Here is a 24,881-nt window from a genome sequence, read left to right as displayed (position 1 = left end):
GCCGGATTCTCCGCCACCCGGGCCGTAGAACACCACGGATGTCTGCCGCAGTCTTTCGGGTCGGTATGTGTTTGCTGTACGTATCATGGTTATTCCCCGCAGGAGAAAATAGAGCATAGCAAAAAACTCGGAAGATGAGAACGTGGTACCTGAAAAGTAACCAGCTCGAGAGAGGACGCGTGGGAAATTGGGGGTCGTCTCCGCCGTTGCAGAGTGCTGTCCGGCGGGGTGCTTGCGTGTTCTGCTCAGGAATCCTTGCGGTTCAGCTCCACAAGCTTCATGTACTTCTGAAAGGCGTAGATGAAGGAATGCACGGCCAGCACCAGCCCGGCGCGGCCATCGCGGAAGCCCTGCTTGAGCAGATATTGCTTGGCGAATTTTCCCACGGCATGGGCCAGAGCCTTGCCCACTCCGGCGCGTTTGCCCTTGGCGGCCATTTCTCGGGCAGCCAGCGAGGTGTAGGAATTGATCTTGTCCAGATGCTCGGACAGGTCGGCATAGGGGTAGTGCACGATGTCGCCGCTCAGACGGGAGGTGGCGCCCGTGGGGTGAAATTCCTCGTGGGGCAGCATGCCCCGGATCTCCACCTTGTCCAGGCGGAAGACGCGCAGCAGCAGGTCCGGGTACCAGCCGCTGTGTTTGATGAAACGGTCCAGATACCAGGAGCGGCGCGGGCACCAGTAGCCGCCGGTGTTGCCGGGAGCGCTGAGGGCAGTGGTGACGCTCTCTTTCAACTCGGGGGACAGAAATTCGTCCTGATCCAAGGTGATGATCCAGGGCGTTTTGACGTGTTCGAAGGCGAATTTGAACTGGGGGATGGTGCCTTCCCAGGCGCGGTGCAGGATTTTTGCCCCGGCGGCTTCGGCAATGGCCAGGGTGGTGTCCGTGCTGCCGGAGTCCACCACCAGCAGGGCGTCACAGAAGTCCAGGCTGGACAGGGTCTGTTCCAGCCACTTCTCACCATTGAAGGTCAGGATCACAGCGGTGATCTGCTCTGGCATGGGCTAGTCCCGCAGGGTCTTGGGTTTGGGGCCTTCGCTGGAATCGGCGCGTTTGACCAGATTCTGGTCGATGACTTCGATGGCGTCGCGCACCACCTCGGCCAGCCCCTGCTCGGCGTTCACCGTGCGGAAGCGCTTCTGGTACAGCGATCCCCAGGTCAGGTAGCCTTCGCGGATGCGGTTGTGGAATTCCAGGCTTTCGGCCTCGAATCGGCCTTCGGAATCGGCCAACCCTTCGCGCAGGTTACGGGTCAAAGCACGCTTCAAGCCCACCTCGGGGGAAAGGTCGAAGAGCAGCGTCAGGTCGGGCCACAGGCCGCCGGCTGCCACGTCATTGAAGGTGTGCAGCAACTTGGGGTCAAGGCCACGCCCATAGCCTTGATAGACAATGGTGGAGTCAGCGTAGCGATCCGAAAGGACCACCTGTCCGGCTTCAAGAGCTGGGCGGATGACTGAGGCCACGTGCTGGGCTCGGTCCGCCAGATACAGGAAAAGTTCGCTCTCACCGGTCAGGTCACGGCTTTCCATGTCCAGCAGGATTTTGCGCAACTGACGGCCCAGGCGGCTGCCGCCCGGTTCCAGCGTGCGCAACACCTCATAGCCCTGGGCTTCCAGATGCTCCTGGACGCGGCCCATGACCGTGGATTTTCCCGATCCCTCTATGCCTTCAAAGGTAATAAACATTGCTCGTCCTTTTTGTCGTCGCCGTTTTCGGCGGCGGGGTCGGGGGTGCGCTTGGGTTTGTATACGAATCGGCCCAGGGAGCGCACATAGGGGCTCCAGCCGGTTTCGTCTTCGGGTACGGCAGGTTCCACGGCCTCGGCCACGGTCTTCAGTTTGGCGTCCAGATTGTCCGCGAAATGCAGGGCAAAGGCCTCGGGGGTCTTGGGGCGCTTGGGTGAGCCGAATTCAAGTTCGCCGTGGTGGCTGACGATGATGTGCTTCAAGTGCATCGCCACCTCGGGTTCCAGTCCCTTTTCCATGGCCGTCGCGAGAAATGGCTCGATGACGTTCAGCCCCAGCTGGATGTGCCCTAACAAGCGGCCTTCATCGGTGTGTTCGCGTACCGGTCCCTGGGCGTATTCCCAAGCCTTGCCCAGGTCATGGAATACGGCTGCGGCCAGCAGTACCTGACGATCCAGTTCAGGATAGAGGTCGCAGAACGACATGCACAGACGGCACACGGACAGTGTGTGTTCCACCAACCCGCCAGCATAGGCGTGGTGGATGCTGATGGCACCGGGCGCAGGCATGATGCGCGCCTTGATCTGTTTGTTGGTGAGTACGGTGCGCACCAGAACACGGAGCGGCTTGTGGCGGATGTTTTCTTTGCAGAGCTTTTCCAGGTCTGCGAGCATGTCTTCGGGATCGCGTTCGCTGGCAGGGACGAAGTCGGCCAGTTGCAAGCCATTGGCTGAGGGCTCCACCACCGTGGCCGCGTCGGCCACGACCTGGGGCTGGTCGCGGTAGGTGCCCACCATGCCGCGAATGCGGACAAATTGTCCGGCGGCAAGGTTCGTGATGGCCTGCGCCTGGGGGCTGAATATCTTGGTGGGGATCTCACCGGAACGGTCCGCCAGCGTCAGGGACCAGAACGGACCATTCTTGGCCTGGCCCTGTTGGGCGGAGGCCAGAAGAAATATTTCATCTACGTTTTGTCCGGGGGTCAGGTCTCGGACGAAGGTGCTTTTCTGCGTCATGTTCCGATGGGGTCAGTGGTTATGTCGATAACGGTTTGCTGCATTTCGATAGCAGACATGGCAAGAGGGCGCAATTGCCCAAGGGGTGCACGCGGCATTGCGAACGTGGCTTTGCTGGGCTAATCTGGCGGTGAACAGCTCGGCAGCAGACTTTTGATGTCGTGCGGCTAAAAATACACCCCGATTACCGTAAGGATAGATGATTCCATGCATATTCTGTTGACCAATGATGATGGCATCCAGGCCGTGGGCCTGCGCGCTCTGGATCAGGCCCTGCGCGATGCCGGGCATAGCGTGGAGGTGGTTGCTCCCGTCTCCGAACAATCGGCTGTGGGCCACGCCGTGACCCTGACCATGCCGCTCAAGGTGAAGCGCTTTCAGGAGAACGGCTTCAACGGCATGGGCGTCAACGGAACCCCTGTGGACTGCGTGAAGCTGGGGCTGACTCAGTTGCTGGACAAGGCACCTGACCTTGTGGTGTCGGGCATCAACTCAGGTTGCAATGTGGGCGTTGATATCATCTATTCCGGTACGGTTTCCGCCGCCACTGAAGGGGCGCTCATGGGGCTGCCTGCCCTGGCTGTGTCTCTGGATAACTGGAATTTCACCGATGCCTCGGAGCAGGCGGGCTGGGCTGCCGATTTCGTGGGACGCATGGACTGGGAGCAGCTGCCCGAGCAAAGTGTGCTGAATCTGAATTTTCCCAACTGTCCCTTGACCGAAGCCAAACCGCTGGCCGTGTGCCGTCAGACCACGGCGGCCTATCGCGATTGGTATGTCGCGCGTAAGGACCCCCGCGGGCGTGACTATTACTGGCTGGAAGGGGAGATTCCGAAAGAGAAGGTCTCGCCGGATACGGACCGGGCGTTGTTGTGGGATGGTCATATTACCTTGACCCCACTCAGGTTCAATTTTACGGACTCCGAACTGTTGCCCCGTCTGGAGGCACTGGCCGTTCGTTGACAGCCTACCGCCCTCAGTCTATAAAATAATTCGTTTCAGCATGTCACTTTAGAGTGCCGCACCCCGGGGGGAGGCGGGCTCGATCAATTCATTGTGTATCGACCGGACGGGAGCTGCATGCGTCCCGCCCTGAACCATAGCTTTTCGAGGAGGACCCCATGCCGCTTACCGGACCCAAAGAGATGTTCGAGAAGGCTTATAAGGGCGGCCATGCTGTTGGCGCATTCAACGTCAATAACATGGAAATCATTCAGGGCATCATGATGGCCGCAGAAGAGGAAAAGGCCCCTCTGATTCTGCAGATTTCATCAGGCGCTCGCAAATACGCCAGCCAGATCTACCTGATGAAGCTTATCGAGGCTGCCCTGGTCGAGGCCGACCTGCCCGTGGTCGTGCATCTTGACCATGGCGCTGACTTCGACATCTGCAAGGCCTGCATCGACGGTGGCTTTACCTCCGTGATGTACGACGGATCGCACCTGTCCTTTGACGAGAACATCAAAATCACCAAACAGGTGGTGGACTACGCCCATGACCGCGGCGTCTGGGTTGAGGCCGAGTTGGGCCGCCTGGCCGGTATCGAGGAGCATGTGGTCAGCGAGGAAAACGTCTACACCGAGCCTGACCAGGCTGTGGAGTTTGTGGAGCGCTCGGGCTGTGACTCCCTGGCCATTGCCATCGGCACCAGCCATGGGGCCTACAAGTTTGCTGGCGAACCCCGTCTGGACTTTGAGCGTTTGGAAAAGATCACCAAGATCATGCCTGATTATCCTCTGGTACTGCACGGGTCATCCTCGGTGCCGCAGGAGTTCGTGGAAATGGCCAACCAGTACGGCGGTGACATCCCCGGTGCCAAGGGTGTGCCCGAAGACCTGCTGCGCAAGGCCGCAACCTTTGGCGTCTGCAAGATCAATATCGATACCGATATCCGTCTGGCCATGACCGCCACTATTCGCAAGTCCTTCGTGGACAATCCCACCGTATTTGACCCCCGGAAGTACCTGGGCGCCGCGCGCCAGGCCGTGAAGGACATGGTGCAGCACAAGATCAAGAATGTGCTCGGCTGTTCCAACCAGATCTAACGCAACGCAAAGGAAGAGACAGATGGCTGTACGCATTGGAATCAACGGCTTCGGCCGCATTGGCCGATACCTGGTTCGTCTCATGGCTCAGGAAACCGGCTATGAAGTCGCCATGGTCAACGCTCGTGCCGATAACGAGACTCTGGCGCACCTGCTCAAGTACGACTCCGTTCACGGAACCTATCCCGGTGAGGTCAAGGCCACGGAAAACGGTTTCACCGTTGACGGCAATGAAATTATCGTCACCCGCCATCCCATTGGCGAGTGGACCTGGAAGGATGGCAACGTCGATCTGGTCATCGAGACGACGGGCAGGGTCAAGGATAAGGCCGGGTTGTCCAAGCATATCGAATGTGGTGCCAAGAAAGCCATCATCAGTGCCCCGGGCAAGGATGTGGACCTGACCGTTGTGATGGGCGTGAACCACGACCTGTACGACTCCGCCAAGCATGACGTTGTTTCCAGCGCATCGTGCACCACGAACTGCATGGCTCCGGCCGTGAAGCTTATTCATGACGCCTTCGGTATCAAGCACGGTCAGATCACCACCGTGCATTCCTACACCATGAGCCAGCGCATTCTGGACGGGTCTCATTCGGACCTGCGCCGTGGCCGCGCTGCCGCCATGAGCATTGTGCCCACCACCACTGGCGCGGCCAAGGCCGTGACCATGGTCATTCCGGAACTCAAGGGTAAGCTGGACGGCATGTCCATGCGTGTGCCGACCCCCAACGTTTCGCTGGTGGACATGGTCTGTGAGCTGGAGAAGTCCGTTACTGCCGAGGAAGTCAATGCTCTGCTCAAGGAAGCCGCCGCAGGCTCCATGCAGGGCTACATGGGCTACTCCGAGATTCCGTTGGTGTCCGTGGACTACACGGGCAACGAGAACGGCGGCGTGGTGGACGGTCTGCTGACCTCCGTCATGAACGGCACTCAGCTCAAGCTCATCATCTGGTACGACAATGAGAGTGGGTTCACCAACCAGCTGATGCGCTTCATCAAGTTGATTGGCAAGGACCTGTAAAGAACTCTGATTTAAAAAAGCGATAATGGCCCCCATCTCCTGATTTTGGAGATGGGGGTTTTCTTTTTGTTCCTTGGTGTGTAGATTATTCTATATAGACATACCCCGGGAAGGGCCACCTCAACGTGCAGGAGGAATCTATGTCTACCATCGTGCGGGCCATGATCAATGCGGGTTTGCCCAATCCGGTCTGGGAACTGGATGATGAGCAGGAAAACATGTTTTTGGATATTCTGAAAAAGGAAAAGCCAGTCAGCGGGCAGAGCTACCCCAGGGGCCATGCCTATCTCGGTTACGGAGGACTATTGGTCAGTACGGAACCGGATGAGGGTGGAGTGCCTGATGAGCTGTATGTGCATGATGGGTTGGTCGATCTGGATGGCTATTTTGAGGAGAACCGGGTGGACGATCAATCCTTCTTGGAGAAGTTTCTACTTGAGGTAGGGCAGGTCAGTCTTACGCCCGGCCAGCATGACTCCATGAATGAAGATATCCGTACCAATGTCCACAATGGGCCGGGGGTGAAGCTCAAGGCCATGGGGCTGACGGTCGTTCCTTCATACAATCCAGGGCGTTGGAATATCAGCAGCTATGTGCGGCATCGTAATAATTGCTATAATTATGCGACGAACATTCTGACGAATGGCTTTGCCCAACCAGGGAGGGCTAGCCGATGTCGCAATGTTGGAGTGGTCCGCCGTACTGCTGTTCTTGCAAGGGCAGATGGCTTGGAGGCGGTACCCAATGCTAACGCGGTTCTGGCGACAGGGCATTACGTGGCGTTGGCCTTGGATCTGACGGGAGGGGATGAGGATTATCATTGGTGGCGCAAGGGCAGTGATGGCACATGGTCTCATAAGCCTGGAGAGGGACGAGCCACCAATCTTGATAGTTCCGGAAATATTATTAACGACCCTCAGACTTGTGATCGCGGGGACTACAACGTCTGGAAAGGATATTTCAAAGTGGTGCGGGATGAGGTGGAGATTCGCTGAGTTGGTGGAAGTGGAGAAGGGCACTGTCTACGACAAGTCGAAGGCGGTGCCTCGTTCAGACGATTGTCACTTTACGCCTCGGGGCGGGTTGGGCTACCAGAATGTGCATGAGCACTACTGAATTTGTCTCCGCCTGTACCCGTGACTGCCCGGACTGTTGTTCCATTGTCGTGACCAAAAACGAGGACGGAAGCTGTTCGTTCAAGGGCAACCCGGAGCATCCCTTCACCAAGGGCTTCATCTGCGCCAAGACGGCCAAGTATCCGCAGATGCTTACCCATCCCGAGCGTATTACCCAGCCGCTGGTGCGCTCTGGCGCGGGCTATTGGCCCGTGACCTGGGACGAAGCCCTTGATCTCGTCACCCGGCGCATCGATAAGCTGCGCAACAAGCCCGAGCGCATTTTGCACATGAAGGGCCACGGCTACCGGGGGGTGCTGGCTGGCGTTTCCAACTGGTTCTTCGGGCGGCTGGGCAGCTCGACCCTGAGCGGTTCGCCCTGTGATGAGGCCGGAATCGTGGCTTCGGAGGCAGATTTCGGCGTACTGGATACCAACCACCCGGAGGACCTTCAGAACGCGTCGCGCATTGTGAACTGGGGCCGGGATTTTTCTCGGTTCTCGGTGCACCAGGCCGCCATCGTCAAGGCCGCGCGTAAGGCCGGGACCAAGGTCTTGACTATCTCCCCGGCCTACGGTGGGAACGAGGGCTTTTCCGACGAAATCGTCTTGATTCGTCCGGGTACGGATCGCTTTCTGGCTGCGGCCCTGTGCAAGGGGCTGCTGACTCGTGGCGTGGCAGCCGAAATTCGCGATGCCGCTGCCAATCTTTCGACCCTTGAGTCATTGGTGGTCGGGATGGAAACCAATGACCTGTTGGAAGCTTGTGGCGTGTCCCGTGCTGATTTCGAGATGGTTCTGGATTGGTACACCGCAGATGGCCCTACGGCTTCGGTCATCGGCTGGGGCCTGCAACGCTACCTGCATGGTGGCGAAAACGTGCGCTGGATCGATGCCGTGGTCATGCTCTCGGGCAATGTGGGCATTGCTGGGGGTGGTGCACACTACAATATCTCCTCGGGCCGTAACTTCAGTAAATGGTCGGACGACGGTGCGGCGGACAAACCGCGCCGGACTCTGCCCGTGCACAACATCGGTCGGGCCATCATGCGAGCGGAACCTCCCATTGAAATGATCTGGGTGGACGGCGGTAACTTCATTAATCAGATGCCTGCGGGCGATGTGATGGTCGAGGCCTTTGGGCGTTGCGAATTTGTGGTTGCGGTGGATACGTTCTTTACGGATACAGCCCTGCGGGCTGATTTGATTCTGCCGTGTGCTTTGATGACCGAGCGCGAAGACGTGCTTGGGTCCTGTCTGCACGACTGGGTGGCCCATTCTGCCAAGGTGCAGGACCCCCCGGGCGAGGTCCGCAACGACTGGGATATTCTGGAGGATCTGGGCAAGCGCCTGGCCGAGCCCGTGCTGCTGCCCGACCGGGAGGAGACTTTGGCCCGTGGGCTACAGACTCCGAACCTGAAGGTGACTCTGGATGAATTGCGGGCCAAGGGGTTTGCCAAGGCCGATTGGCCTGTCGTGGCATTTGAGAATCTCGAGTTCGGGCATGCGGACGGGAAGTTTCGGTTTGTAGAGGAACTGTCTCCCGAACCGGAGGAACCGGCCGAGTACCCCCTGAATTTGCTGACGCTGATCAGCAGGAAGACCATCCACTCCCAGTTGCCTCCCGGTGACGAGGGGGAGGGGCTGCCTGAGGTCTATATTTCGTCGCAAAGCCCGATGCTGGAAAAGGTGGACCGGGACAAGCCCGTGTTTGTCGTTTCTCAACGAGGTCGGATCGAGGTTCGGCTGGTGCTGGACGATACTGTGCATCCCGAAGCCGTGGTGGTACGCCGTGGGGGCTGGATGCGCTATGGCAAGGGCTTGAATCCGCTTGTGGTTCCCGCCGAAACGGACATGGGTGGTGGCACGGCCTATTACAGCCAGCGGGTCCGACTGGAGAGCTGAGCTTGTGGGGAAGCGCTATGAGACAGGAGTGATGACGGCCTTGCCGTCGGTCAATTCGACGAGGGCCTCTGTAAGTGCTGCGGCATGCTCTTCGGGCAGTTCCAGAATGTAAGCCACCCGCTCCCCGTAGTCTTCGCTCAGCACCGTGGCTTCGTAATCCGGGAGCAGTCGCTTGGCCTGGGTTACGGCTTGATAATCGAACTCGGCGCGCAGGCGCACGGTCTCCACTTTTTCGGTCAGCGGCATGTCTTCAATGATCATGGTCACCATGCCCGAATAAGCGCGGGTCAGCCCTCCGGTGCCCAGCTTGATTCCCCCATAATAGCGCGTGACCACCACTGCCACCTCGCCCACTCCCGAATGGAGCAGGGCGTGCAGCATGGGCCGTCCGGCCGTGCCGTGGGGTTCGCCGTCGTCGCTCATGCCCACGACGCGGGTGTCACCCGGAGGTCCGGCTGCAAAGGCCCAGCAATTGTGGGTGGCGTCGGAAAATTCGGCACGGATGTCGTTGATGAAGGCCTTGGCCGTTTCAGCATCAGGGGCATGGGCCGCGCTGACAATGAATCGGCTGCGTTTGATGGAGTTCTCCAACCGATGGTCGGCGGAGGGGATGGGATAACGAAGTGCCATGGCCCGTTTGCCATAGCCCGCTCACCCATGAGAGGCAAGGCCCGGTTGACACCCTCGGCGCGTGAAGAATAGAGTCTCTTCCCGATTGCAAATCTCTGTTTCGCACTGCATGGAATCAGCGGCGCATGAGCGCCGAAAAGGAGAATATTGATGTCTGAGAATCAACGCCATGACGATGATGTCGCCCGTGTGCTCAAGGATGACGGAGTGGAAAAGACCGTCCTGAAAACCTTTGAGAACGTTCCTGTCACCAATCTTGCCGCCATCAAGGACGAGATGGGCGAAGGCTCCTGGGCCGTGCGTTTGGTCTATAACGATGTGTTCGGCGGTGTTTTGATTCAGCAGTTGCCTGGCGAGGGCAACCGCCTGCATTTCCATCCCGATGCCCACGAATGTTGGGTGATCATGGAAGGCGAGTGGGAATGGTTCATTGATGGCGAAGGCACGCGCCGGGTCGTTACCGGTGATATCGTGACCGTGCCTCAGGGAGTGAAGCACAAGATCAGGTGCGTGGGCGACAAGTCCGCCATTCGCTTTGCCATCACCCGCCCGGACGTTAACCACGTCTACGCGGAGTAGACTATGGGATTCAAGAATATCCGTTTTGATTTTTCCGGTCAGACCGCACTTGTGGTCGGTGGTAGCCGGGGCATTGGCAAGGCCATTGTGGAAGAATTGCTCGCCGCTGGAGCGCGTGTCTTCTACCTGTCGCGCAAGCCGGGGCTGGGGATGGACAAGGCCACGCATCTGGCCGCCGACTTGACCGACGAGGCGCAGGTCAAGGCTGCCTTTGCCGTCATCGATGCCGTGGCTCCGTTGGACATCATGGTCAACTCCGCTGCCATCAATTTCTGCAAGGGCAATCAGGAGATCGGCAAGGACGAATGGGACAGCGTGTTGGACGTCAACCTTGGCGCGGCGTTTGTGCTGTGTCGGGAGGCTCTGGCCCGCATGGTGCCCAGAAAGTTCGGCAAGATCGTGAATATTTCTTCCATTGCAGGCCGGCACCGCAGCGTGGTCAGCGGCGCACACTATGTGTCCAGCAAGGCCGGGATGATTGGTATGACTCGGCAGTTGGCCTACGAAGCCGCAGCCCATGGGGTGAATATCAACTCGCATTGCCCGAGTCAGACCATGACGGACATGTTGCGCGAGTCCATGACTCCCGAAGCCATTGCCGATCTTGAAGCCAAGATCCCTATGCAGCGGGTGGCGACCGTGGCCGATCAGGCCGGGCCCGTTTTGTTTTTGTGCAGCGATGCGGCGGCCTATATCACCGGGGCCTGCCTTGATGTTAATGGAGGCATGTTATGAGCGACAAGACCACCGTTGCCCTACTTTTGGGGCGCAAGGGTTCCTCCGGATTCCCTGGCAAAAATTCCATGACCATTCTGGGGCGCCCCGCGTTTACCTATCCCATCATGGCGGCCAAGAATTCCCGATTCGTTGATCACATCTTCGTTTCCACGGATCACGAGGGAATCATTGCAGCGGCACCTGAAATGGGAGTGGAAGTCATCGAACGCCCGGAGGAACTGGCCAATGACGAGGCCTTGTTCGAAGATGCCCTTGAGCATGGCTATTTCGAGGTCGTCTCACGGCTGGGCAAGGCTCCCGACTATGTCGTGGTGCTGATGTGCAACGCTGTGACCATCAATGCGGCCCTCATCGATGAAGCCATCGAGAAACTGGAGGCCAATCCCGAAGCGGATTCCGCCGTGACGGTCTCGGTGTTCGACATGTACAGCCCGCTGCGGGCCAGAAAACTCGGTGAAGATGGCTATCTGAAACCCTTTGTTCCCTTCGAGGCCTTTGGTGATCCCAAGACTTTGTCCTGTGATCGTCGCAGCCAGGGAACGTCCTATTTCGCAGATATGAGTCACACCGTGTGTCGGGGAGAGTGCATTGCCAACATGGCCGAGGGGCTGTTGCCTCAGCGCTGGATGGGGCAGAACATTCTTCCTGTGGTCAATGGTGACGGGTGCGACATCGACGAGCGTTGGCAGTTGGACATGTCCATCAACTGGCTCAAGGATCATGGCTTCTCGGAAGGCGATACCCCTTACGAGGATTGATATGACTTAAATTGTTTTTTCAGCCCCGTTTTGCCTTGTGTGAAGCGGGGCTTTTACTGGTCTCACGCGCAGGGGGGAGGCCGTATGTGCTGATACTGTGGCTGGTTGTTGGATGAGCAGAAACAGTTTAAAGAACAATTTGTATTTCCCCGGGAAGGGAAGATGAAGGATGTTGAGGCATTTTCTTGCTGCATTACTTGTTTTGACTGCTTTAAGCTCAGCTTATGCCGTCCCGCTTACGCTCAAGGTCAACACATCGATCAAGCCGCCGTTGTCCACGGTTGCCGAAGATGGCGCTTTGGACCTGGTGCTGGCCGAGTTGTTTTCGCGTGTGGGGCATGAACTGCAATTGCTGCGGCTCCCTCCTGCTCGTGCTCTGGTCATGGTCAATCGTGGGGAAAGCGATGTCGAAGTCCCGCGAACGGCCGGCATGGAGTTGACCTATACGAACCTGGTCATGGTTTCCGAACCCATTATCGAATATTATTTTGTTGGTTTCACCAAGGGTGCGTCCTTGGATCAGCTCTTTTGGGATGACCTGAGAGGGCGGTCTGTGGCTGCGATTCGTGGTTGGAAAATCTATGAAGAAAAAGTTCCCACAGCGGCCAAGACAACGTGGGTGTCCAGCCCGGAACAATTGTTCAGAATGCTTGATCATGCGCATGCGGAAGTCGCTCTGCATGAACGCTACACCGGAAATGGAATCATCAGGCAAATGGGGATTCAGGGGGTCCGAGAGGCCTCACCTCCATTGGCTCTCCGCCCCATGTATCTTTATGTCCATCGCAGATACGCATCTCTTGCTCCCCGTTTGGCTGTTGCCCTTCGCACTATGAAACAGGATGGGACCTATGCCCGACTGATGCGTTCCGTGCTGGGGGACAGCTTTCAGTGTAAATGAATTGTGTTGATCTAATTATCTGAAATAATGCTTATTTTGCTTCTTTTTTCTTCTCTCTGTCTTAACCTCGCATTGGCCCGCTGGGCTTTTTCTGCTACTCCCAGTGGGAGGCCGAAACCGGCCTGCGAACTCTAGGAGGATCCCCAAGACAGATGCCTGATTTTGTTCATTTACATTGCCATACAGAATACAGCCTGCTGGACGGAGCCATCCGTCTCGATGACCTGTGCTCCACGGCCAAGGACTTTGGAATGCCCGCGGCGTGCATCACCGACCACGGCAATATGTACGGAGCCGCCAAGTTCTGGCTGACCGCCAAGAAATACGGGATCAAGCCCATCATCGGCTCAGAGGTCTACGTCTCTCTGGGCGATCACAATATCAAGGAGGGCCAGGACGCCAGGCGACGCTATCATCTGGTGCTGCTGGCCCAGAACCTGCTCGGCTACAAGAACCTGACCAAGATCGTTACTGAAGGCTATCTGAACGGTTTCTACTATAAACCCAGAGTGTCTCTGGATGTGCTGCGTAAATACAGCGATGGCATCATTGGTTTGTCTGCCTGTTTGCAGGGACAGGTTGTACGTGATCTGTTGGACAAGGGCATGGATGCGGGCATCAAGACTGCCCGCGAGTACGAGTCCATCTTTCCGGGCCGGTTTTACATCGAGTTGCAGGCCAACGGCATTGCCGACCAGATTCGCGCCAACCAGCAGCTTTTGGAGCTGGCTGAGGCCACCAATCTGCCTCTGGTCGGCACCAATGACTGCCACTATCTGACCGCGCAGGATGCCGAAGCCCATGATATTCTGCTCTGTGTGCAGACCAACGCCTGCGTGGACGACGAAAAGCGCATGCGCCTGGACACCAAGGAGCTGTACTACCGCTCGCCTGACGAAATGGCCCACGAGTTTTCCGATTGCCCGCAGGCCATCGAGAACACCGTACGCATTGCCGAGCAGTGCAATGTCGAAATCCCCATGGGCAAATATTTCTTCCCGGTCTACGAAGTGGACGAAGGCAAGACCCTGGGCGACGAGATGTGTGACCTGGCTCGTGAGGGCCTGAAGGAACGCCTGGAAAACATCCCTTACGAGGTGGACGAGAAGGTCTATTGGGATCGTCTGGAGCTGGAGCTCAAGGTCATCCTGGAGATGGGCTTCCCCGGTTACTTCCTCATCGTGCAGGACTTCATCAACTGGGCCAAGGACAACAGAATTCCCGTGGGCCCGGGGCGTGGCTCTGCTGCGGGATCGTTGGTCGCCTATGCCCTGAAGATCACCAACCTTGATCCCCTGCCGTATAACCTGCTGTTCGAGCGGTTCCTGAACCCCGAACGCGTCTCCATGCCGGATATCGACGTTGACTTCTGCGAGCGTCGCCGCACAGAAGTCATTCGGTATACCGCCGAGAAGTACGGTGAGGATTCCGTTGCCCAGATCACCACCTTCGGCACCATGAAGGCCAAGGCCGTGGTGCGCGACGTGGGGCGTGCTTTGGGTCTGACCTTTGCCGAGACTGACAAGATTGCCAAACTGATTCCCGACGAAATGAAGATGACCATCTCCAAGGCTCTGGAGATGGAGCCCGAGCTGCATCAGATGATGCGTGACGATTCGCGGGTGGCCAAGCTCATCGACGTTTCACGTCGTCTGGAAGGCATGCACCGCCATGCCTCGACCCATGCGGCTGGCGTGGTCATTTCCGACGGCCCCATGAACGAGTATCTGCCACTGTATCGCGGGAAAAAGGGCGAAGTCGTTACCCAGTTTGACATGAAACTGGTGGAGAAGGTCGGGCTGGTCAAGTTCGACTTCCTGGGCCTGCGGACCATGACCGTGATCCAGGATAGCCTGGATATCATTGCCGAACAGGGCAAGGATGTCCCGGATCTGGATACCCTGGCTCTGGATGATGTTGCGACGTACGATTTGTATTCCCGGGGTGATACCGACGGTATCTTCCAGGTGGAATCCGACGGTATGCGCAAGTACCTGCGCATGCTTCGTCCGTCCTGTTTTGATGATGTCATCGCCATGCTCGCCCTGTATCGTCCCGGACCGCTCGGCTCGGGCATGGTGGACGAGTTCATCAAGCGCAAGCACGGTGAGGTGCCGGTCACCTATCCGTTGCCCTCGCTGGAGCCCGTGCTCAGAGATACCTACGGCGTCATCGTCTATCAGGAACAGGTCATGAAGATTGCTCAGGTCGTGGCTCGCTACACCCTGGGTGGTGCAGACCTGCTCAGACGCGCCATGGGTAAGAAGAATGCCGAGGCCATGGCCGAGCAGCGCGAGATTTTCTACAAGGGTGCGGCTGAAAACGACGTCACCAAGGAGAAGGCCAAGGAAATCTTCGACTTGATGGAGATGTTCGCGGCCTATGGCTTCAACAAGTCGCATTCGGCTGCCTACGCGCTGATTTCGTATCACACGGCCTATCTGAAGACGCATTTCCCCACCGAGTTCATGGCGGCCATGATCACCTCGGAAGTCTCGAATACCGACAAGCTGTTGAAATACATCAATGCCTGTCGGGACATGGAGATCGAGGTCCTGATTCCGGACATCAATCGCTCCATGCGTCACTTCACCGTGCCTGAGGAAGGGCAGATCATCTTTGGTCTGGCAGGGGTGAAGAACGTGGGTGACGAGGCCATCCGCGAGATCGTGGATGCCCGCCAGAAGGATGGCCCTTTCAAGAGCATGCTGGACCTGTGCGAGCGGGTTGCTCTGCGCAAGGTCACCAAGCGGGTGCTCGAAAACCTGATCAAGGCCGGAGCCATGGACAGCCTGGGTGTGCCCCGTGCGTTGTTGGCGGACGGTCTGGACAAGGTGGTGGCCCTGGCCCAGAAGCGGGCCAAGGAGAAGGACAGCGGTCAGATGTCCCTGATGGGCATGGTCGGTATGGAAATGCCGTCTCTGCCGGGGCTGGGTCTGAACATGGAAGGGCCAGTTACCGAGGAATGGAGCGACGACGAAAAATTGCGGGTGGAAAAGGAAGTTCTGGGGTTCTTCCTGTCCAGCCATCCATTGTTGACCTATCGCCACGAGCTTCGGCGCATGAACCTGATCAACCTTCAGGATGCCGCCGACTACCCCAACGAAGCCGAGATTCGTACGGCGGTCATCGTCACGGGGCGCAAGGAGATTATCACCAAGAAGGGCGACAAGATGGCCTTTTTGGAGATCGAGGACCTTGTGGGCAACGGTGAACTGACTGTATTTCCCCGTGCCTGGCCCGAAGTGAAGGAAATTCTGGAGCAGGATGAGCCGCTCCTGCTTGTGGCCAAGGTCAGTGACCGTGATGGTGGATTGCCTCAGGAAGAGGGGATGCCCAAACGCGCCAAGCTGATTCTTGAAGAGGTAAAGATTTTAGCCGATGCCCTGTCTGCCAACACCTTGCCGGTGAATCTGAATCTGTCTGCCAAGTCCCTGGGCAATGGCGGCATGGATCGCCTCAAGGACGTGCTGGCCGGATTCCCGGGAAAGACTGAGGTGCATCTGTGGCTTACGGTGGACGGATTTGCCTGCAAGTTGGCCCTGGGGCCGCAGTACAAGGTAACCGCCTGCCGGGATTTCTGGAAAAAGATTGAAACATTGCAATAAATTGATCTCGGGGTTTTCCCGAGTATCATTAAGGGAAGGCAACAGTTATGCCGAAAGGTAAATGGAGACTTGAGATTACAGAGGACTTTGCCGCCTCGCATCAACTTCGCCACTACGAAGGCAAATGTGAACGCATGCATGGTCATAATTTTGGTGTTCTGGCCGCAGTGGAGGGGGATACACTGACCCCTGACACCGAACTGCTCATTGACTTCAAGGTGCTGAGGAAACAGCTGAAAGCCGTTCTCTCCGAGTTGGATCACAGGCATCTGAACGAGGTGGAACCGTTCACCACCTGCAATCCGTCTTCGGAAAATCTGGCACGGTTCATCTATCAGGGGCTGAGTGCGAAGCTTGCTGATGTTGGTGTGCGTGTGGCTTACATCACCGTCTCGGAAAAACCGGCCCAGTCCGCAACGTACTTCGAGGACTAGCGTGCGTTTGCATCTGCAGCGCGTTCGCAGCGCCCGAGTGGATGTGGATGGAAAATCCGTCGGCGAAATCGGCACAGGACTGCTGGTGCTGGCCGGATTTTCGTCTGCGGACGGAGGGGAGCTGCCCACCTCTGCTGTGTGGAAGAAGATGCTTTCCAAGGTTTTGGACCTGCGGGTTTTTCCAGACGAGGACGACAAGCTGAATTTGTCTCTCAAGGACTTTGGTGGTGAGTTGTTGATGGTTTCGCAGTTCACTCTGTATGCGGATTGCAAGAAGGGCCGTCGTCCGTCCTTCCACCTTGCTGCCAACGGTGAACATGCGTTAGGCTTGTACGACCGCTTGCTGAATGATTTCGAGCAATTGCTCCCGGGCCGTGTCCAGTCGGGAGCCTTCGGCGAGATGATGGATGTGTCTCTGACCAATTGGGGGCCAGTGACGATCCTCTTGGACAGCGCTGATTTTTAGGGAGCGGCATGGGCGTACGTAGGCGATCCGAGACAGATTCGATCCGGGTGCTTGTGGTGGATGATCAAGAGTCCATTCGCGAGGCGCTCGTCGAGATGCTTGATGATTTCGCCTATGACGTGGCCATGGCCGAAGACGGAGAGGAAGCCATCGTCCTCTATAATGAATTCGGCCCGGATATTATCCTGCTGGATATGAATATGCCGCGGATGGACGGGCTGGGCGTGATCAAATACCTGCGTGAGGTCGAGGAAGATTCCGACGTCCTGATCACCATGCTGACCTCGAATCGTTCCCCGGAGAATAAGCTTCAGGCCTTTGGCGCCGGGGCCAACGATTTTTTGTACAAGCCCTTTGATCGGGCCGAATTACTGGCACGGGTCGGGGTGGGGGCGCGTCAGGTTCGATTGAACCGACGCTTGCGCCAGGCCTTTGATACCATTGATGACGAGTTGGTCATGGTGGCGGAGTTGCAGGAACGGCTGCTTCCCAAGGTGGAGTCGGTGCCTGTGTCCTGGCCGGGGATGTCCGGGGTGCGGGTCCAGAGTCTGTATCGTCCGTCCGGCAGGGCCAGCGGAGATTACTTCGATTTCTTTCCGGTGGGAGACGGGGTGCTGCGGGCTGTGGTGGCCGATGTCTCGGGCCACGGTGCCAGGGCAGCCTTTCTGATGGGCATTGTTCGCACATTGTTTCGGGTCTCCAAGTCCCATTTCATGGGGTTGGAGGAGACTTTCCAGCTGATCAATACCCACTTGTGCGGCATCATCGGCGAGGAAGAAGACTTTGCTACGGTGTTGGCCGTGGATCTGGATTTCGAGCGTGGCGAACTGCGCTATATCAATGCCGGTCATTGTCCGGGAGTATTGTCCTCGGAGAGCGGTGTGGATGATTTGCCGCCCACGGGCACGGTTCTGGGGTTCTTTGAAATGCCATATCAGGAGCACAGGCTCAAACTCCCTGCAGGTGGCGGTTTGTTCATGTATACGGATGGCTTTTACGATTGGCAGCGCAGCGGCGGAGGGTTGTTCGATTACGATTCGTTTCGTGAGCTTGCCGTGCGGGTGGTCGAGGACGGGGGTGATTTCCCGGATCGATTGATGAGTGCCCTGCGCATTGAGGATGGAAGTGAGCCCGCGTTCCGTGATGACGTGACTGCGCTTTGGATCGCGTTTGGAGCGCAGGACGGAGCCTGCTATTCCTGTCAGGCACGGGTGGGTGAGGCTCGCGCGTTGGTTCGTCGTGCCATTGCGGACCTGGCAAAACAGATCGACGGCAAGAACGTGCTGTACGACTTGGACCTGGCGTTGACTGAAGCCGTGGCCAACGTGGTGGAACATGCCTATCCCGAGGGGCAACCTGGGGACGTGGATGTTGAAGTTCGGGTAATCCCCGGGCGTAGCGTTTCCATGGAGGTCAGGGACAGTGGCCCCGGGTTTGATCCGACAGGCAGGGATGTGAACCCTCCGGGACCCGAGGCTGTATCTGGACGAGGGCTGTATATCATTTCTCAACTGGCAGAGACCTTGGATGTGGTTCGCCGTGACGGCATGAACATTGTCAGCTTTACGAAAAACATAGAGAAAGAAGCATGGAAAACCTGCGGATAAAGCGGACCAGAAATGCTGCTCTCGCCGACTACACAGGGGAAATGACCCTTGAGGTGACACGGGAGCTGAGGGAAACCATCGACGCGGTCATGACCGATGACGATGTGCAGTGCCTGATCTTTGATCTGTCCGGCGTGTCGTTTATAGACAGCTCCGGGATCGGATTTCTTGTGTCCCTTGCATCGCGTGTTGAAAATGAAGCCAAGTCGTTCTATCTCTATCGGCCCGATGCACAAGTCGTCAGAACTTTGGAGCTTGTACAGTTGAAGAAGTATTTCAAGATTCTGGGGACCGAAGAGGAACTCGCCCCTTTGATGCTCTAAGGCGAGCGCGCAGGTATGTCGTATTATTTAAAACATTATTTTGATCCGGATTTTGATTTTCAAAATCTCAAGCCACAGGAATTGGCTGACGGAAGGGTGGATCATTACAACCTGGGCTACGTCCAGAACGTGAACCAGGGACAGGTCGTGGCCCAGTGGGTGGACTCGCCCGAGCAGGCCGGTGGAAACGGGAACCAGTTGGCCTTCGAGGACAAAGTCTTTCCTGCGGGCAAAAATACCCAGGTGGACCCTGAAGACGGTGACAAGCTGTTGGCTACCGTTCCGGGGTACGTGTTTTACGACGACGGCAAGATCACGGTGAAGAAGACTCTCAACATCCGTCGGGATGTGGACTTCCATACCGGAAATATTCAGTTCTTGGGCAATGTGATCATTCACGGAGGCGTCCGTTCGGGATTTCAGGTCCAAGGCCTGAATATCATGATCAAGGATACGGTGGACGCCGCCTTGATCCGAGCCGATGAATCCATTGTTGCCGAGGCCGGGATCAAGGGTGGCAGCAAGGGCGTGGTCAAAGCCACTGGCAACCTGCGGGCATCCTATGCGGAAAATGCCATGCTTCTGGCCGGAGGCCGGACGCTGATCGATGCCGCATGCATGCATTGCGAGGTCTTCTCCGGTGAGCAGTTGGCCGTCAAAGGGCGACTTGCCGGGGGAATGGCGGTGAGTTCACGGTTGATTTTCGTGGGCGAACAGTTGGGTGGTGCTTTGGGTGCCGAAACAACGCTTATTCTTGGTTATGATGCGATCCTGTTGAACAAGTCTCAACTTGTGGAAGCTCGCATCAAGGTCAGCAAGGATCGATTGAAAGAAAAGCAGGCCCTGCTGGCCAAGCATGAAGATCTGGCGGAAGAATTGGCCCCTCAGATTGCTCGTGAGCGGGAGCGGCTCGACAAACTCCTGGCAAGGCATCGGGCGATCTGGTCCAGAATCAGCCGCCTGGAGGACATGGAATCCTGTCGGGTGGTCGTGCCTGGCAAGGTTCTGCCCGGGGTCGAGATTTGCATTGGAGAGGCCTGCCTCAGCGTCAATGAATACTTGGAAGACGTTTGCTTTACATACAAAGACTACGAGATAGTCATCACTTCCCCCGCAATGAAGAGATAGCGCACACATGGATATCGGGACTCTTATAGGTATATTGGCCGGGTTGGGACTGATCGTTGGCTCCATCATGTTTGGTGGTGGAGCTATCGGTGGATTTATTGATGTTCCTTCCGTCTTGGTTGTTGTCGGTGGCACCGGAGCGGTGACATTCATCATGTTTCCCATGGGCGTTGTCATCGGTTCCATCAAAGTGGGCATGAAGACTTTTTTTGCCAAGCCTAGTGATTACCCCGCCCTTATCGATCAGATCGTGATGATGGCCGAGAAGGCCCGCAAGGAATCTCTTGTGGCTCTGGAAAAAGTCCCCGTTGATGACCCTTTTATCAAGAAAGGGGTGCAATTGGTCGCTGACGGGACTGAGGAAGATCTGGTGCGCGCCGTGTTGGAGACAGAGGTCTCCTTCATGCAGCGTCGCCATGCTCAGGGGCAGGGCGTATTCAAGGGCATGGGCACCATGGCTCCGGCCATGGGCATGATCGGAACGCTGATCGGTCTGGTCAAGATGCTCCAGAACCTGTCGGACCCCGGTTCCATTGGTCCGTCCATGGCTGTTGCCTTGTTGACGACATTTTACGGTGCTGTTTTGGCGAACATCCTGTTTTTGCCCATGGCCAAGAAGCTGGAGGAACGCAGCGCCGAGGAGTCTCTGTACATGGAAATCGCCACCGAAGGCATCATTGGCATCCTGCACGGTGAACATCCTTCCATCGTCAAGGAAAAGCTGTATGCCTTCCTGTCTCCGGCCTTGCGGGGAGGGGAATAGCCCGTGGCCAAGAAGTTCACTCCACCGCCCGAGGAAGGGCTGCCCCCGTGGATGGCCACATTCGCAGATCTGGTGACCTTGCTGATGTGTTTTTTCGTGCTGCTGTTATCTTTTGCCAATCAGGATATTGCCAATTTCAGGACGCTGATGGGCTCCATCAAGGATGCCTTTGGCGTCCAGACCGAGCGTCCTGAAGCAACCCATGCTGCCTATTCCCCTACGCGGTTGGAAAAAAAAGGCGTGAAGCTTAACCAGGAACAGAAGGTTGTCCTAGACCTGACCATGCAGTTGCGGGCGCTCATCGAAGAAGACAAGGAACTCAAGCGATCCACCGGTGTTTCCGCCGAGCGGGAAGGGGTTTTGGTTCGGGTCGAGGCTGCCTACCTGTTCAAACCAGGTGAGGCCAAGCTTTCCCCCGGTGCCCCGAAGATGTTGGCCAACGTGCTGAAGATTCTGAGTGAGTATAATTTCAATTGCGTCATTCGCGGGCATACCGCCGATCGGGATGCCGGAACCGGGATGTATCCTTCCAACTGGGAGTTGTCCGCCGCCAGAGCCGCAGCGACCCTGCGCTATCTGGTCGATCAGGGCGGCATTGACCCCCGTCGGCTGAAGGCCGTGGGCTATGCGGGAACCAGACCTCTGGTGCCCAACGACAAGGAAGCGGATCGAGCCCGTAACCGTCGGGTGGAGTTTCTGCTCCATCGGCCCGAGGCGGAGTCTTGGTGATGACTGATATCGATGCCTCCGGCGGCAGAGACGAATCTGCGCAGATATTTTCATATACGGCCAGGGCCGTTCATGAAGCCAATGCCTTGAGCGATGTGGAGTTGTTGTTCCCCGATCGATCCTGGCCGTTGTGCGGTCGTGCCGGTGATGCCATGGAGTTGCGTGCCGTCCAGTCGTTTGAGCCTGATTCCGGAACGCTTCCCGTGTTGCTGGGCGCGGGGTTGGGGCGCGGGCTGGAATGGCTTCTTCAGCACTGGGATGGCCCGCTGGCTGTGGTGGACAAGGAAGTGCCCATTCTGGAGTTGACGCAGTGTCGCGAGCGCTACGGCTCCAATCCACAAATTTTGTGGGTCGATGCGGTCGATGCCAACGATGCTCTGCGCGAGCTGACCCTTTGGCAGATGGAGCAGGGGGGCAAGCCTTTTTCTGCGCTGTCCATGACTGCCTATCGCCGTATCGACCGGGAGTATTACGGCTGGCTCGTCGAACAGTTGTCCGCCAGTCGTCGATTCAATTTCTGGGAAAAGGCCGATTACCCCAAATTCAAGAGTTGGCCTCCCAGGGTGCTCTATCTGACCAGCGACTATTTTCTGGTGGGAGAACTGGTGCGCGCCAGTGAACGTCTGGGCACTCCCCATTTCTTTTTGAACATCGACACCAAGGAAACAGGCTGCGCCGAGTTCGTGGAGCAACTGTTGGCCGCAGTTGTTGATTTCAAGCCCGATTTCATCTTCACCATCAATCATCTGGGTGTGGACCGCGAGGGTGTCCTGGTGGATCTGATCGAGCGTCTGCGTCTGCCCCTGGCTTCGTGGTTCGTGGATAATCCGCACCTGATCCTGTATCTCTACAACAAGCTGGTCAGTCCTTGGACCGCACTATTTACCTGGGATGCGGATAATATTGAATCGCTCCAGGCTCTCGGGTTCCCCCATGTCAGCTATCTGCCTTTGGCGACGGATACTACCCGTTTCCGTCCCCCTGCCAATCTGCCGGACAGGCATGACTGGCGGTCGCGAGTCTCCTTTGTGGGCAATTCAATGATCTACAAGGTGGGACAGCGTATGAAGGCCGGGCGATTCCCGCGTCCGTTGCTGCTGACATACAAGCAGGTGGCCGCCGGTTTCCGGGCCAGCTCGGACCGCTCTGTCAGTACCTATCTGCGTCGGGAGCACCCGGACCTGGCCGAGGTCTTCGATACCTTCGAGGATAATGAGCGCCGCCTGTGCTACGAGACCATGATCACCTGGGAGGCCACTCGCCAGTATCGCAAGGAATGCGTCCAGGGGACTCTTGGTTTTTCACCACTCATTGCCGGTGATACGGGTTGGAAGACGACCTTTGCCCATGAGGACCGTGATTGGCGCTGGCATAAGGAACTCAATTACTATGAGGAACTGCCCTATTTCTATCCCCTGTCCGAGGTCAATTTCAATTGCACCAGCCAGCAGATGAAAGGAGCGGTGAATCAGCGCGTATTCGATGTGCCTGCTGCCGGCGCTTTTGTGCTGACAGACCATAGAGTGCAAATGGAAAACCTGCTTGAGCCTGGCAAAGAGGTCGCTTATTATGATCAGCCGGAAGATGCTCCTGAAATGATTCGTCATTATCTTGATCATCCGGCCGAAAGGGAGCGAATCATTCAGGCCGCTCGCAAGCGTATCCTGGCCGAGCATACCTACGAGCATCGGTTGGAATCCCTGTTCAGGACCATGAAGAACATCTACGGTTAGCTGGGCACGGGGCAATGTCATCTGACTGGTTGCGTTGGAGAATTTCCCTCCCTGCGAGGGGAATGATTCGCCAAGGGCTGGAGGATGTGTCTGGTTTTTAAGTGGCCTGAGAACGATTTTTTTTCCAGAGAGCCAAGGAGCAGCATTTGAGTTCACAACGCCCCATCCTGATTCTGCAGATGCAGCGCATGGGGGATTTGATTCTGTCCTATCCTCTGGTGCTGTGGCTGTCTCGCCGCTATCCGGGCCGTCCCATCTGGATGATGGCCGAAGAGCTTTTCTACAAGCAGTTGATGCAGGTCAATCCCGGAGGAGTGACTTTCTTCCCCTGGGCGGAGAGAAGCCTCGCCCATCTGCGTTCCCATAAGTATGAATTGGTGATCAACCTCTCCCATGATCCGCGGGCGGCTGCGTTGGCCGGGCAGGTGGAGTCCGAAGAGGTCTTCGGGCCTGTGAGCGGTGAGGATGGGCTGCGCTATATCCGTGGCGATTGGGCATTGTACCGGGCCTCACTGGTCAGAAGTAATCGCCATAACCGTTTCCACTGGGCGGATCTGAACGCACTGGATGTCGTCTCCCTGGATGATATCGCCACCACGAATTGGAGTGTGCCCCGCACCATCACCAAAGTGGCCAGCCGTAAGGTCGGACTTTTTCTTGGTGCAAGCCAGGAGGCCAAGCGACCCTCTGTGGGCTTTTGGCAAAAACTGGGCAGTGAGCTGTTGAAACGCGATCTTCGGCCAGTGTTACTCGGTGGGCCAGCAGAAGTTGAATTGGCTCAGCAAGTTGCCCGAGGGATTCCAGCCAGGGTGATCAATTTTGCCGGGCAGCAGACCTTGGCGGAGTTGGCCTATATCGGCCAGACTCTGGGCATGATGGTCACTCCGGACACCGGGCCCATGCATTTGGCGGCCTGGACCGGACTTCGGACCCTCAACCTGTCCATGGGTAACGTCAACTGCTGGGAAACAGGACCATACCAGGCTGGGCATTTTGTGCTCAGGGCTCGCATGAGCTGTAGCGGCTGTTGGCATTGCCACCGGGCAAGAACTTATTGCCATGATCATTTTCTGCCCCGACAGGTGGCCTTCATCATCGACCGCATCAATCAGAAAGAGCAGGAATGTTTTGCCAAGCGCAGGCTTCCGGACCTGGAATTGATGGAGACGGGCCAATCCCGGCAGGGGCTGTATTCCCTCAAATCCATTGCTCCGGCAGCAGATCCTTCGGCCCGTGAATTGTTGGGGCTTTTTTGGCAGCAGTACTGGGGCGCACGTTTTGGCCTGTGGCCCATGGACGAGGCTTCCTCTGCCTTTTCGGATATATACCAGCAGTATCCTCGAATGCGCGATGCCATGCGAGGGGGACTTGTTCGCCTCTCAAGGGATTTGCGTCGAGGTCTGACCCCCGGCGGGGGGCGGACAATTTCCGATGACTTCTGGCATGCCTCTTCGCCAGCCTTGCAACCAGCGCGCAGCTACTGCCAACTCTACCTGGAAAACGGGGATATGGCCCCTTCCGCCTGGGCAGGATGTCTGGGGCTGGTGGAGGAACTCCTGGACCTGATGTAGTCTCTGCGTTGCCCGGCTGATTTTTCCTGAGCGGCAAGAAATGTCCTGCCCTGCCCCTGCCTCCTTAATATAACTTATTGAAATTAAAGACTGTGTTTTTTGGCACGCCCCTTGAACTATTGAG

General features: G+C 57.1%; 23 protein-coding genes. 19 read left to right on the top strand and 4 right to left on the bottom strand.

Annotated features, from left to right (window positions below; translation table 11 throughout):
* Positions 1-245: 245 nt before the first annotated feature.
* The 3 genes from EL361_RS10955 to EL361_RS10945 are packed head-to-tail and all read right to left on the bottom strand — an operon-like array spanning position 246 to position 2,701.
* On the bottom strand, positions 246-1,001 hold the full coding sequence (locus tag EL361_RS10955) for a glycosyltransferase family 2 protein (RefSeq protein ID WP_126379459.1): 756 nt from the start codon (positions 999-1,001) through the stop codon (positions 246-248).
* Between the two features lie 3 nt (positions 1,002-1,004).
* Positions 1,005-1,685 carry a dTMP kinase gene (tmk, locus tag EL361_RS10950; protein WP_126379457.1) on the bottom strand — a complete coding sequence of 227 codons (681 nt, stop codon included), beginning with the start codon at positions 1,683-1,685 and terminating at the stop codon, positions 1,005-1,007.
* On the bottom strand, positions 1,661-2,701 hold the full coding sequence (locus tag EL361_RS10945) for a 3'-5' exoribonuclease YhaM family protein (protein WP_126379455.1): 1,041 nt from the start codon (positions 2,699-2,701) through the stop codon (positions 1,661-1,663). Before EL361_RS10945 ends, tmk begins: the two co-directional genes overlap by 25 nt.
* Positions 2,702-2,908: 207 nt before the next feature.
* On the opposite strand from EL361_RS10945, the gene surE reads away from it, so the two are divergent.
* From surE to EL361_RS10920, 5 genes are all read left to right on the top strand, one after another.
* Entirely contained in the window at positions 2,909-3,664 is a 756-nt protein-coding gene (surE, locus tag EL361_RS10940) for a 5'/3'-nucleotidase SurE (protein ID WP_126379453.1), read from the top strand.
* Positions 3,665-3,822: 158 nt separating this feature from the next.
* Positions 3,823-4,746 carry a class II fructose-1,6-bisphosphate aldolase gene (gene fba, locus EL361_RS10935; RefSeq protein WP_126379451.1) on the top strand — a complete coding sequence of 308 codons (924 nt, stop codon included), beginning with the start codon at positions 3,823-3,825 and terminating at the stop codon, positions 4,744-4,746.
* Positions 4,747-4,768: 22 nt separating this feature from the next.
* The gene (gene gap, locus EL361_RS10930; RefSeq protein WP_126379449.1) at positions 4,769-5,770 is read left to right on the top strand and encodes a type I glyceraldehyde-3-phosphate dehydrogenase; all 1,002 of its coding nucleotides are present in this window, start codon (positions 4,769-4,771) and stop codon (positions 5,768-5,770) included.
* Between the two features lie 140 nt (positions 5,771-5,910).
* Entirely contained in the window at positions 5,911-6,765 is an 855-nt protein-coding gene (locus tag EL361_RS10925) for a hypothetical protein (protein WP_126379447.1), read from the top strand.
* 107 nt (positions 6,766-6,872) lie between these two features.
* Positions 6,873-8,789: a molybdopterin-dependent oxidoreductase gene (locus EL361_RS10920; RefSeq protein WP_126379445.1), complete on the top strand. Its 1,917-nt coding sequence runs from the start codon at positions 6,873-6,875 to the stop codon at positions 8,787-8,789.
* Between the two features lie 15 nt (positions 8,790-8,804).
* On the opposite strand, the gene EL361_RS10915 is transcribed toward EL361_RS10920, so the two are convergent.
* Entirely contained in the window at positions 8,805-9,419 is a 615-nt protein-coding gene (locus EL361_RS10915) for a YigZ family protein (protein ID WP_126379443.1), read from the bottom strand.
* A gap of 150 nt (positions 9,420-9,569) precedes the next feature.
* Between EL361_RS10915 and EL361_RS10910 the strand changes: the two genes are divergently transcribed.
* The 14 genes from EL361_RS10910 (at position 9,570) to EL361_RS10845 (ending at position 24,757) form a co-directional block, all read left to right on the top strand.
* Positions 9,570-9,998, top strand: a complete 429-nt coding sequence (locus tag EL361_RS10910; protein ID WP_126379441.1) for a cupin domain-containing protein — start codon at positions 9,570-9,572, stop codon at positions 9,996-9,998.
* Positions 9,999-10,001: 3 nt separating this feature from the next.
* Positions 10,002-10,733, top strand: a complete 732-nt coding sequence (locus EL361_RS10905; protein WP_126379439.1) for an SDR family NAD(P)-dependent oxidoreductase — start codon at positions 10,002-10,004, stop codon at positions 10,731-10,733.
* Complete coding sequence (locus EL361_RS10900; protein ID WP_126379437.1) at positions 10,730-11,494, top strand: acylneuraminate cytidylyltransferase family protein; 765 nt, start codon at positions 10,730-10,732, stop codon at positions 11,492-11,494. The genes EL361_RS10905 and EL361_RS10900 overlap by 4 nt, the downstream gene beginning before the upstream one ends.
* Before the next feature lie 169 nt (positions 11,495-11,663).
* Positions 11,664-12,395: a substrate-binding periplasmic protein gene (locus EL361_RS10895; protein ID WP_126379435.1), complete on the top strand. Its 732-nt coding sequence runs from the start codon at positions 11,664-11,666 to the stop codon at positions 12,393-12,395.
* Between the two features lie 152 nt (positions 12,396-12,547).
* The gene (gene dnaE / locus EL361_RS10890; protein WP_126379433.1) at positions 12,548-16,003 is read left to right on the top strand and encodes a DNA polymerase III subunit alpha; all 3,456 of its coding nucleotides are present in this window, start codon (positions 12,548-12,550) and stop codon (positions 16,001-16,003) included.
* 47 nt (positions 16,004-16,050) lie between these two features.
* Complete coding sequence (gene queD, locus EL361_RS10885) at positions 16,051-16,437, top strand: 6-carboxytetrahydropterin synthase QueD (protein WP_126379431.1); 387 nt, start codon at positions 16,051-16,053, stop codon at positions 16,435-16,437.
* Position 16,438: 1 nt separating this feature from the next.
* Positions 16,439-16,903: a D-aminoacyl-tRNA deacylase gene (dtd, locus tag EL361_RS10880; protein WP_126379429.1), complete on the top strand. Its 465-nt coding sequence runs from the start codon at positions 16,439-16,441 to the stop codon at positions 16,901-16,903.
* Between the two features lie 8 nt (positions 16,904-16,911).
* The gene (locus EL361_RS10875; protein WP_126379426.1) at positions 16,912-18,510 is read left to right on the top strand and encodes an ATP-binding SpoIIE family protein phosphatase; all 1,599 of its coding nucleotides are present in this window, start codon (positions 16,912-16,914) and stop codon (positions 18,508-18,510) included.
* Entirely contained in the window at positions 18,492-18,833 is a 342-nt protein-coding gene (locus tag EL361_RS10870) for an STAS domain-containing protein (protein WP_126379423.1), read from the top strand. Before EL361_RS10875 ends, EL361_RS10870 begins: the two co-directional genes overlap by 19 nt.
* Positions 18,834-18,848: 15 nt before the next feature.
* The gene (locus EL361_RS10865; RefSeq protein ID WP_126379420.1) at positions 18,849-19,961 is read left to right on the top strand and encodes a DUF342 domain-containing protein; all 1,113 of its coding nucleotides are present in this window, start codon (positions 18,849-18,851) and stop codon (positions 19,959-19,961) included.
* Between the two features lie 7 nt (positions 19,962-19,968).
* On the top strand, positions 19,969-20,724 hold the full coding sequence (locus tag EL361_RS10860; RefSeq protein ID WP_126379417.1) for a motility protein A: 756 nt from the start codon (positions 19,969-19,971) through the stop codon (positions 20,722-20,724).
* Between the two features lie 3 nt (positions 20,725-20,727).
* Positions 20,728-21,453 (top strand): OmpA family protein, encoded by a 726-nt coding sequence (locus EL361_RS10855; protein WP_232034762.1) that lies wholly within the window; start codon positions 20,728-20,730, stop codon positions 21,451-21,453.
* On the top strand, positions 21,453-23,186 hold the full coding sequence (locus tag EL361_RS10850) for a CgeB family protein (RefSeq protein WP_126379415.1): 1,734 nt from the start codon (positions 21,453-21,455) through the stop codon (positions 23,184-23,186). Before EL361_RS10855 ends, EL361_RS10850 begins: the two co-directional genes overlap by 1 nt.
* Before the next feature lie 146 nt (positions 23,187-23,332).
* The gene (locus EL361_RS10845) at positions 23,333-24,757 is read left to right on the top strand and encodes a glycosyltransferase family 9 protein (protein ID WP_232034761.1); all 1,425 of its coding nucleotides are present in this window, start codon (positions 23,333-23,335) and stop codon (positions 24,755-24,757) included.
* Positions 24,758-24,881: the final 124 nt, after the last annotated feature.

The sequence above is a fragment of the Desulfovibrio ferrophilus genome (genome assembly GCF_003966735.1).
GTDB classification, from domain to species: domain Bacteria; phylum Desulfobacterota; class Desulfovibrionia; order Desulfovibrionales; family Desulfovibrionaceae; genus Desulfovibrio_Q; species Desulfovibrio_Q ferrophilus.
The sequence above is the reverse complement of the archived record's forward strand: the minus strand, read 5'-3'. Positions and strand labels throughout refer to the sequence as shown.

What these genes read in the sequence shown, in the direction of transcription:
- EL361_RS10955 (WP_126379459.1), bottom strand. Translation starts at nt 1,001, where the DNA reads ATGCCAGAGCAGATCACCGCTGTGATCCTGACCTTCAATGGTGAGAAG.
- EL361_RS10850 (WP_126379415.1), top strand. Translation starts at nt 21,453, where the DNA reads ATGACTGATATCGATGCCTCCGGCGGCAGAGACGAATCTGCGCAGATA.
- EL361_RS10910 (WP_126379441.1), top strand. Translation starts at nt 9,570, where the DNA reads ATGTCTGAGAATCAACGCCATGACGATGATGTCGCCCGTGTGCTCAAG.
- tmk (WP_126379457.1), bottom strand. Translation starts at nt 1,685, where the DNA reads ATGTTTATTACCTTTGAAGGCATAGAGGGATCGGGAAAATCCACGGTC.
- EL361_RS10945 (WP_126379455.1), bottom strand. Translation starts at nt 2,701, where the DNA reads ATGACGCAGAAAAGCACCTTCGTCCGAGACCTGACCCCCGGACAAAAC.
- EL361_RS10895 (WP_126379435.1), top strand. Translation starts at nt 11,664, where the DNA reads ATGTTGAGGCATTTTCTTGCTGCATTACTTGTTTTGACTGCTTTAAGC.
- queD (WP_126379431.1), top strand. Translation starts at nt 16,051, where the DNA reads ATGCCGAAAGGTAAATGGAGACTTGAGATTACAGAGGACTTTGCCGCC.
- EL361_RS10925 (WP_126379447.1), top strand. Translation starts at nt 5,911, where the DNA reads ATGTCTACCATCGTGCGGGCCATGATCAATGCGGGTTTGCCCAATCCG.
- EL361_RS10905 (WP_126379439.1), top strand. Translation starts at nt 10,002, where the DNA reads ATGGGATTCAAGAATATCCGTTTTGATTTTTCCGGTCAGACCGCACTT.
- EL361_RS10860 (WP_126379417.1), top strand. Translation starts at nt 19,969, where the DNA reads ATGGATATCGGGACTCTTATAGGTATATTGGCCGGGTTGGGACTGATC.
- EL361_RS10870 (WP_126379423.1), top strand. Translation starts at nt 18,492, where the DNA reads ATGGAAAACCTGCGGATAAAGCGGACCAGAAATGCTGCTCTCGCCGAC.
- EL361_RS10875 (WP_126379426.1), top strand. Translation starts at nt 16,912, where the DNA reads ATGGGCGTACGTAGGCGATCCGAGACAGATTCGATCCGGGTGCTTGTG.
- fba (WP_126379451.1), top strand. Translation starts at nt 3,823, where the DNA reads ATGCCGCTTACCGGACCCAAAGAGATGTTCGAGAAGGCTTATAAGGGC.
- gap (WP_126379449.1), top strand. Translation starts at nt 4,769, where the DNA reads ATGGCTGTACGCATTGGAATCAACGGCTTCGGCCGCATTGGCCGATAC.
- EL361_RS10920 (WP_126379445.1), top strand. Translation starts at nt 6,873, where the DNA reads ATGAGCACTACTGAATTTGTCTCCGCCTGTACCCGTGACTGCCCGGAC.
- EL361_RS10865 (WP_126379420.1), top strand. Translation starts at nt 18,849, where the DNA reads ATGTCGTATTATTTAAAACATTATTTTGATCCGGATTTTGATTTTCAA.
- EL361_RS10900 (WP_126379437.1), top strand. Translation starts at nt 10,730, where the DNA reads ATGAGCGACAAGACCACCGTTGCCCTACTTTTGGGGCGCAAGGGTTCC.
- surE (WP_126379453.1), top strand. Translation starts at nt 2,909, where the DNA reads ATGCATATTCTGTTGACCAATGATGATGGCATCCAGGCCGTGGGCCTG.
- dnaE (WP_126379433.1), top strand. Translation starts at nt 12,548, where the DNA reads ATGCCTGATTTTGTTCATTTACATTGCCATACAGAATACAGCCTGCTG.
- EL361_RS10915 (WP_126379443.1), bottom strand. Translation starts at nt 9,419, where the DNA reads ATGGCACTTCGTTATCCCATCCCCTCCGCCGACCATCGGTTGGAGAAC.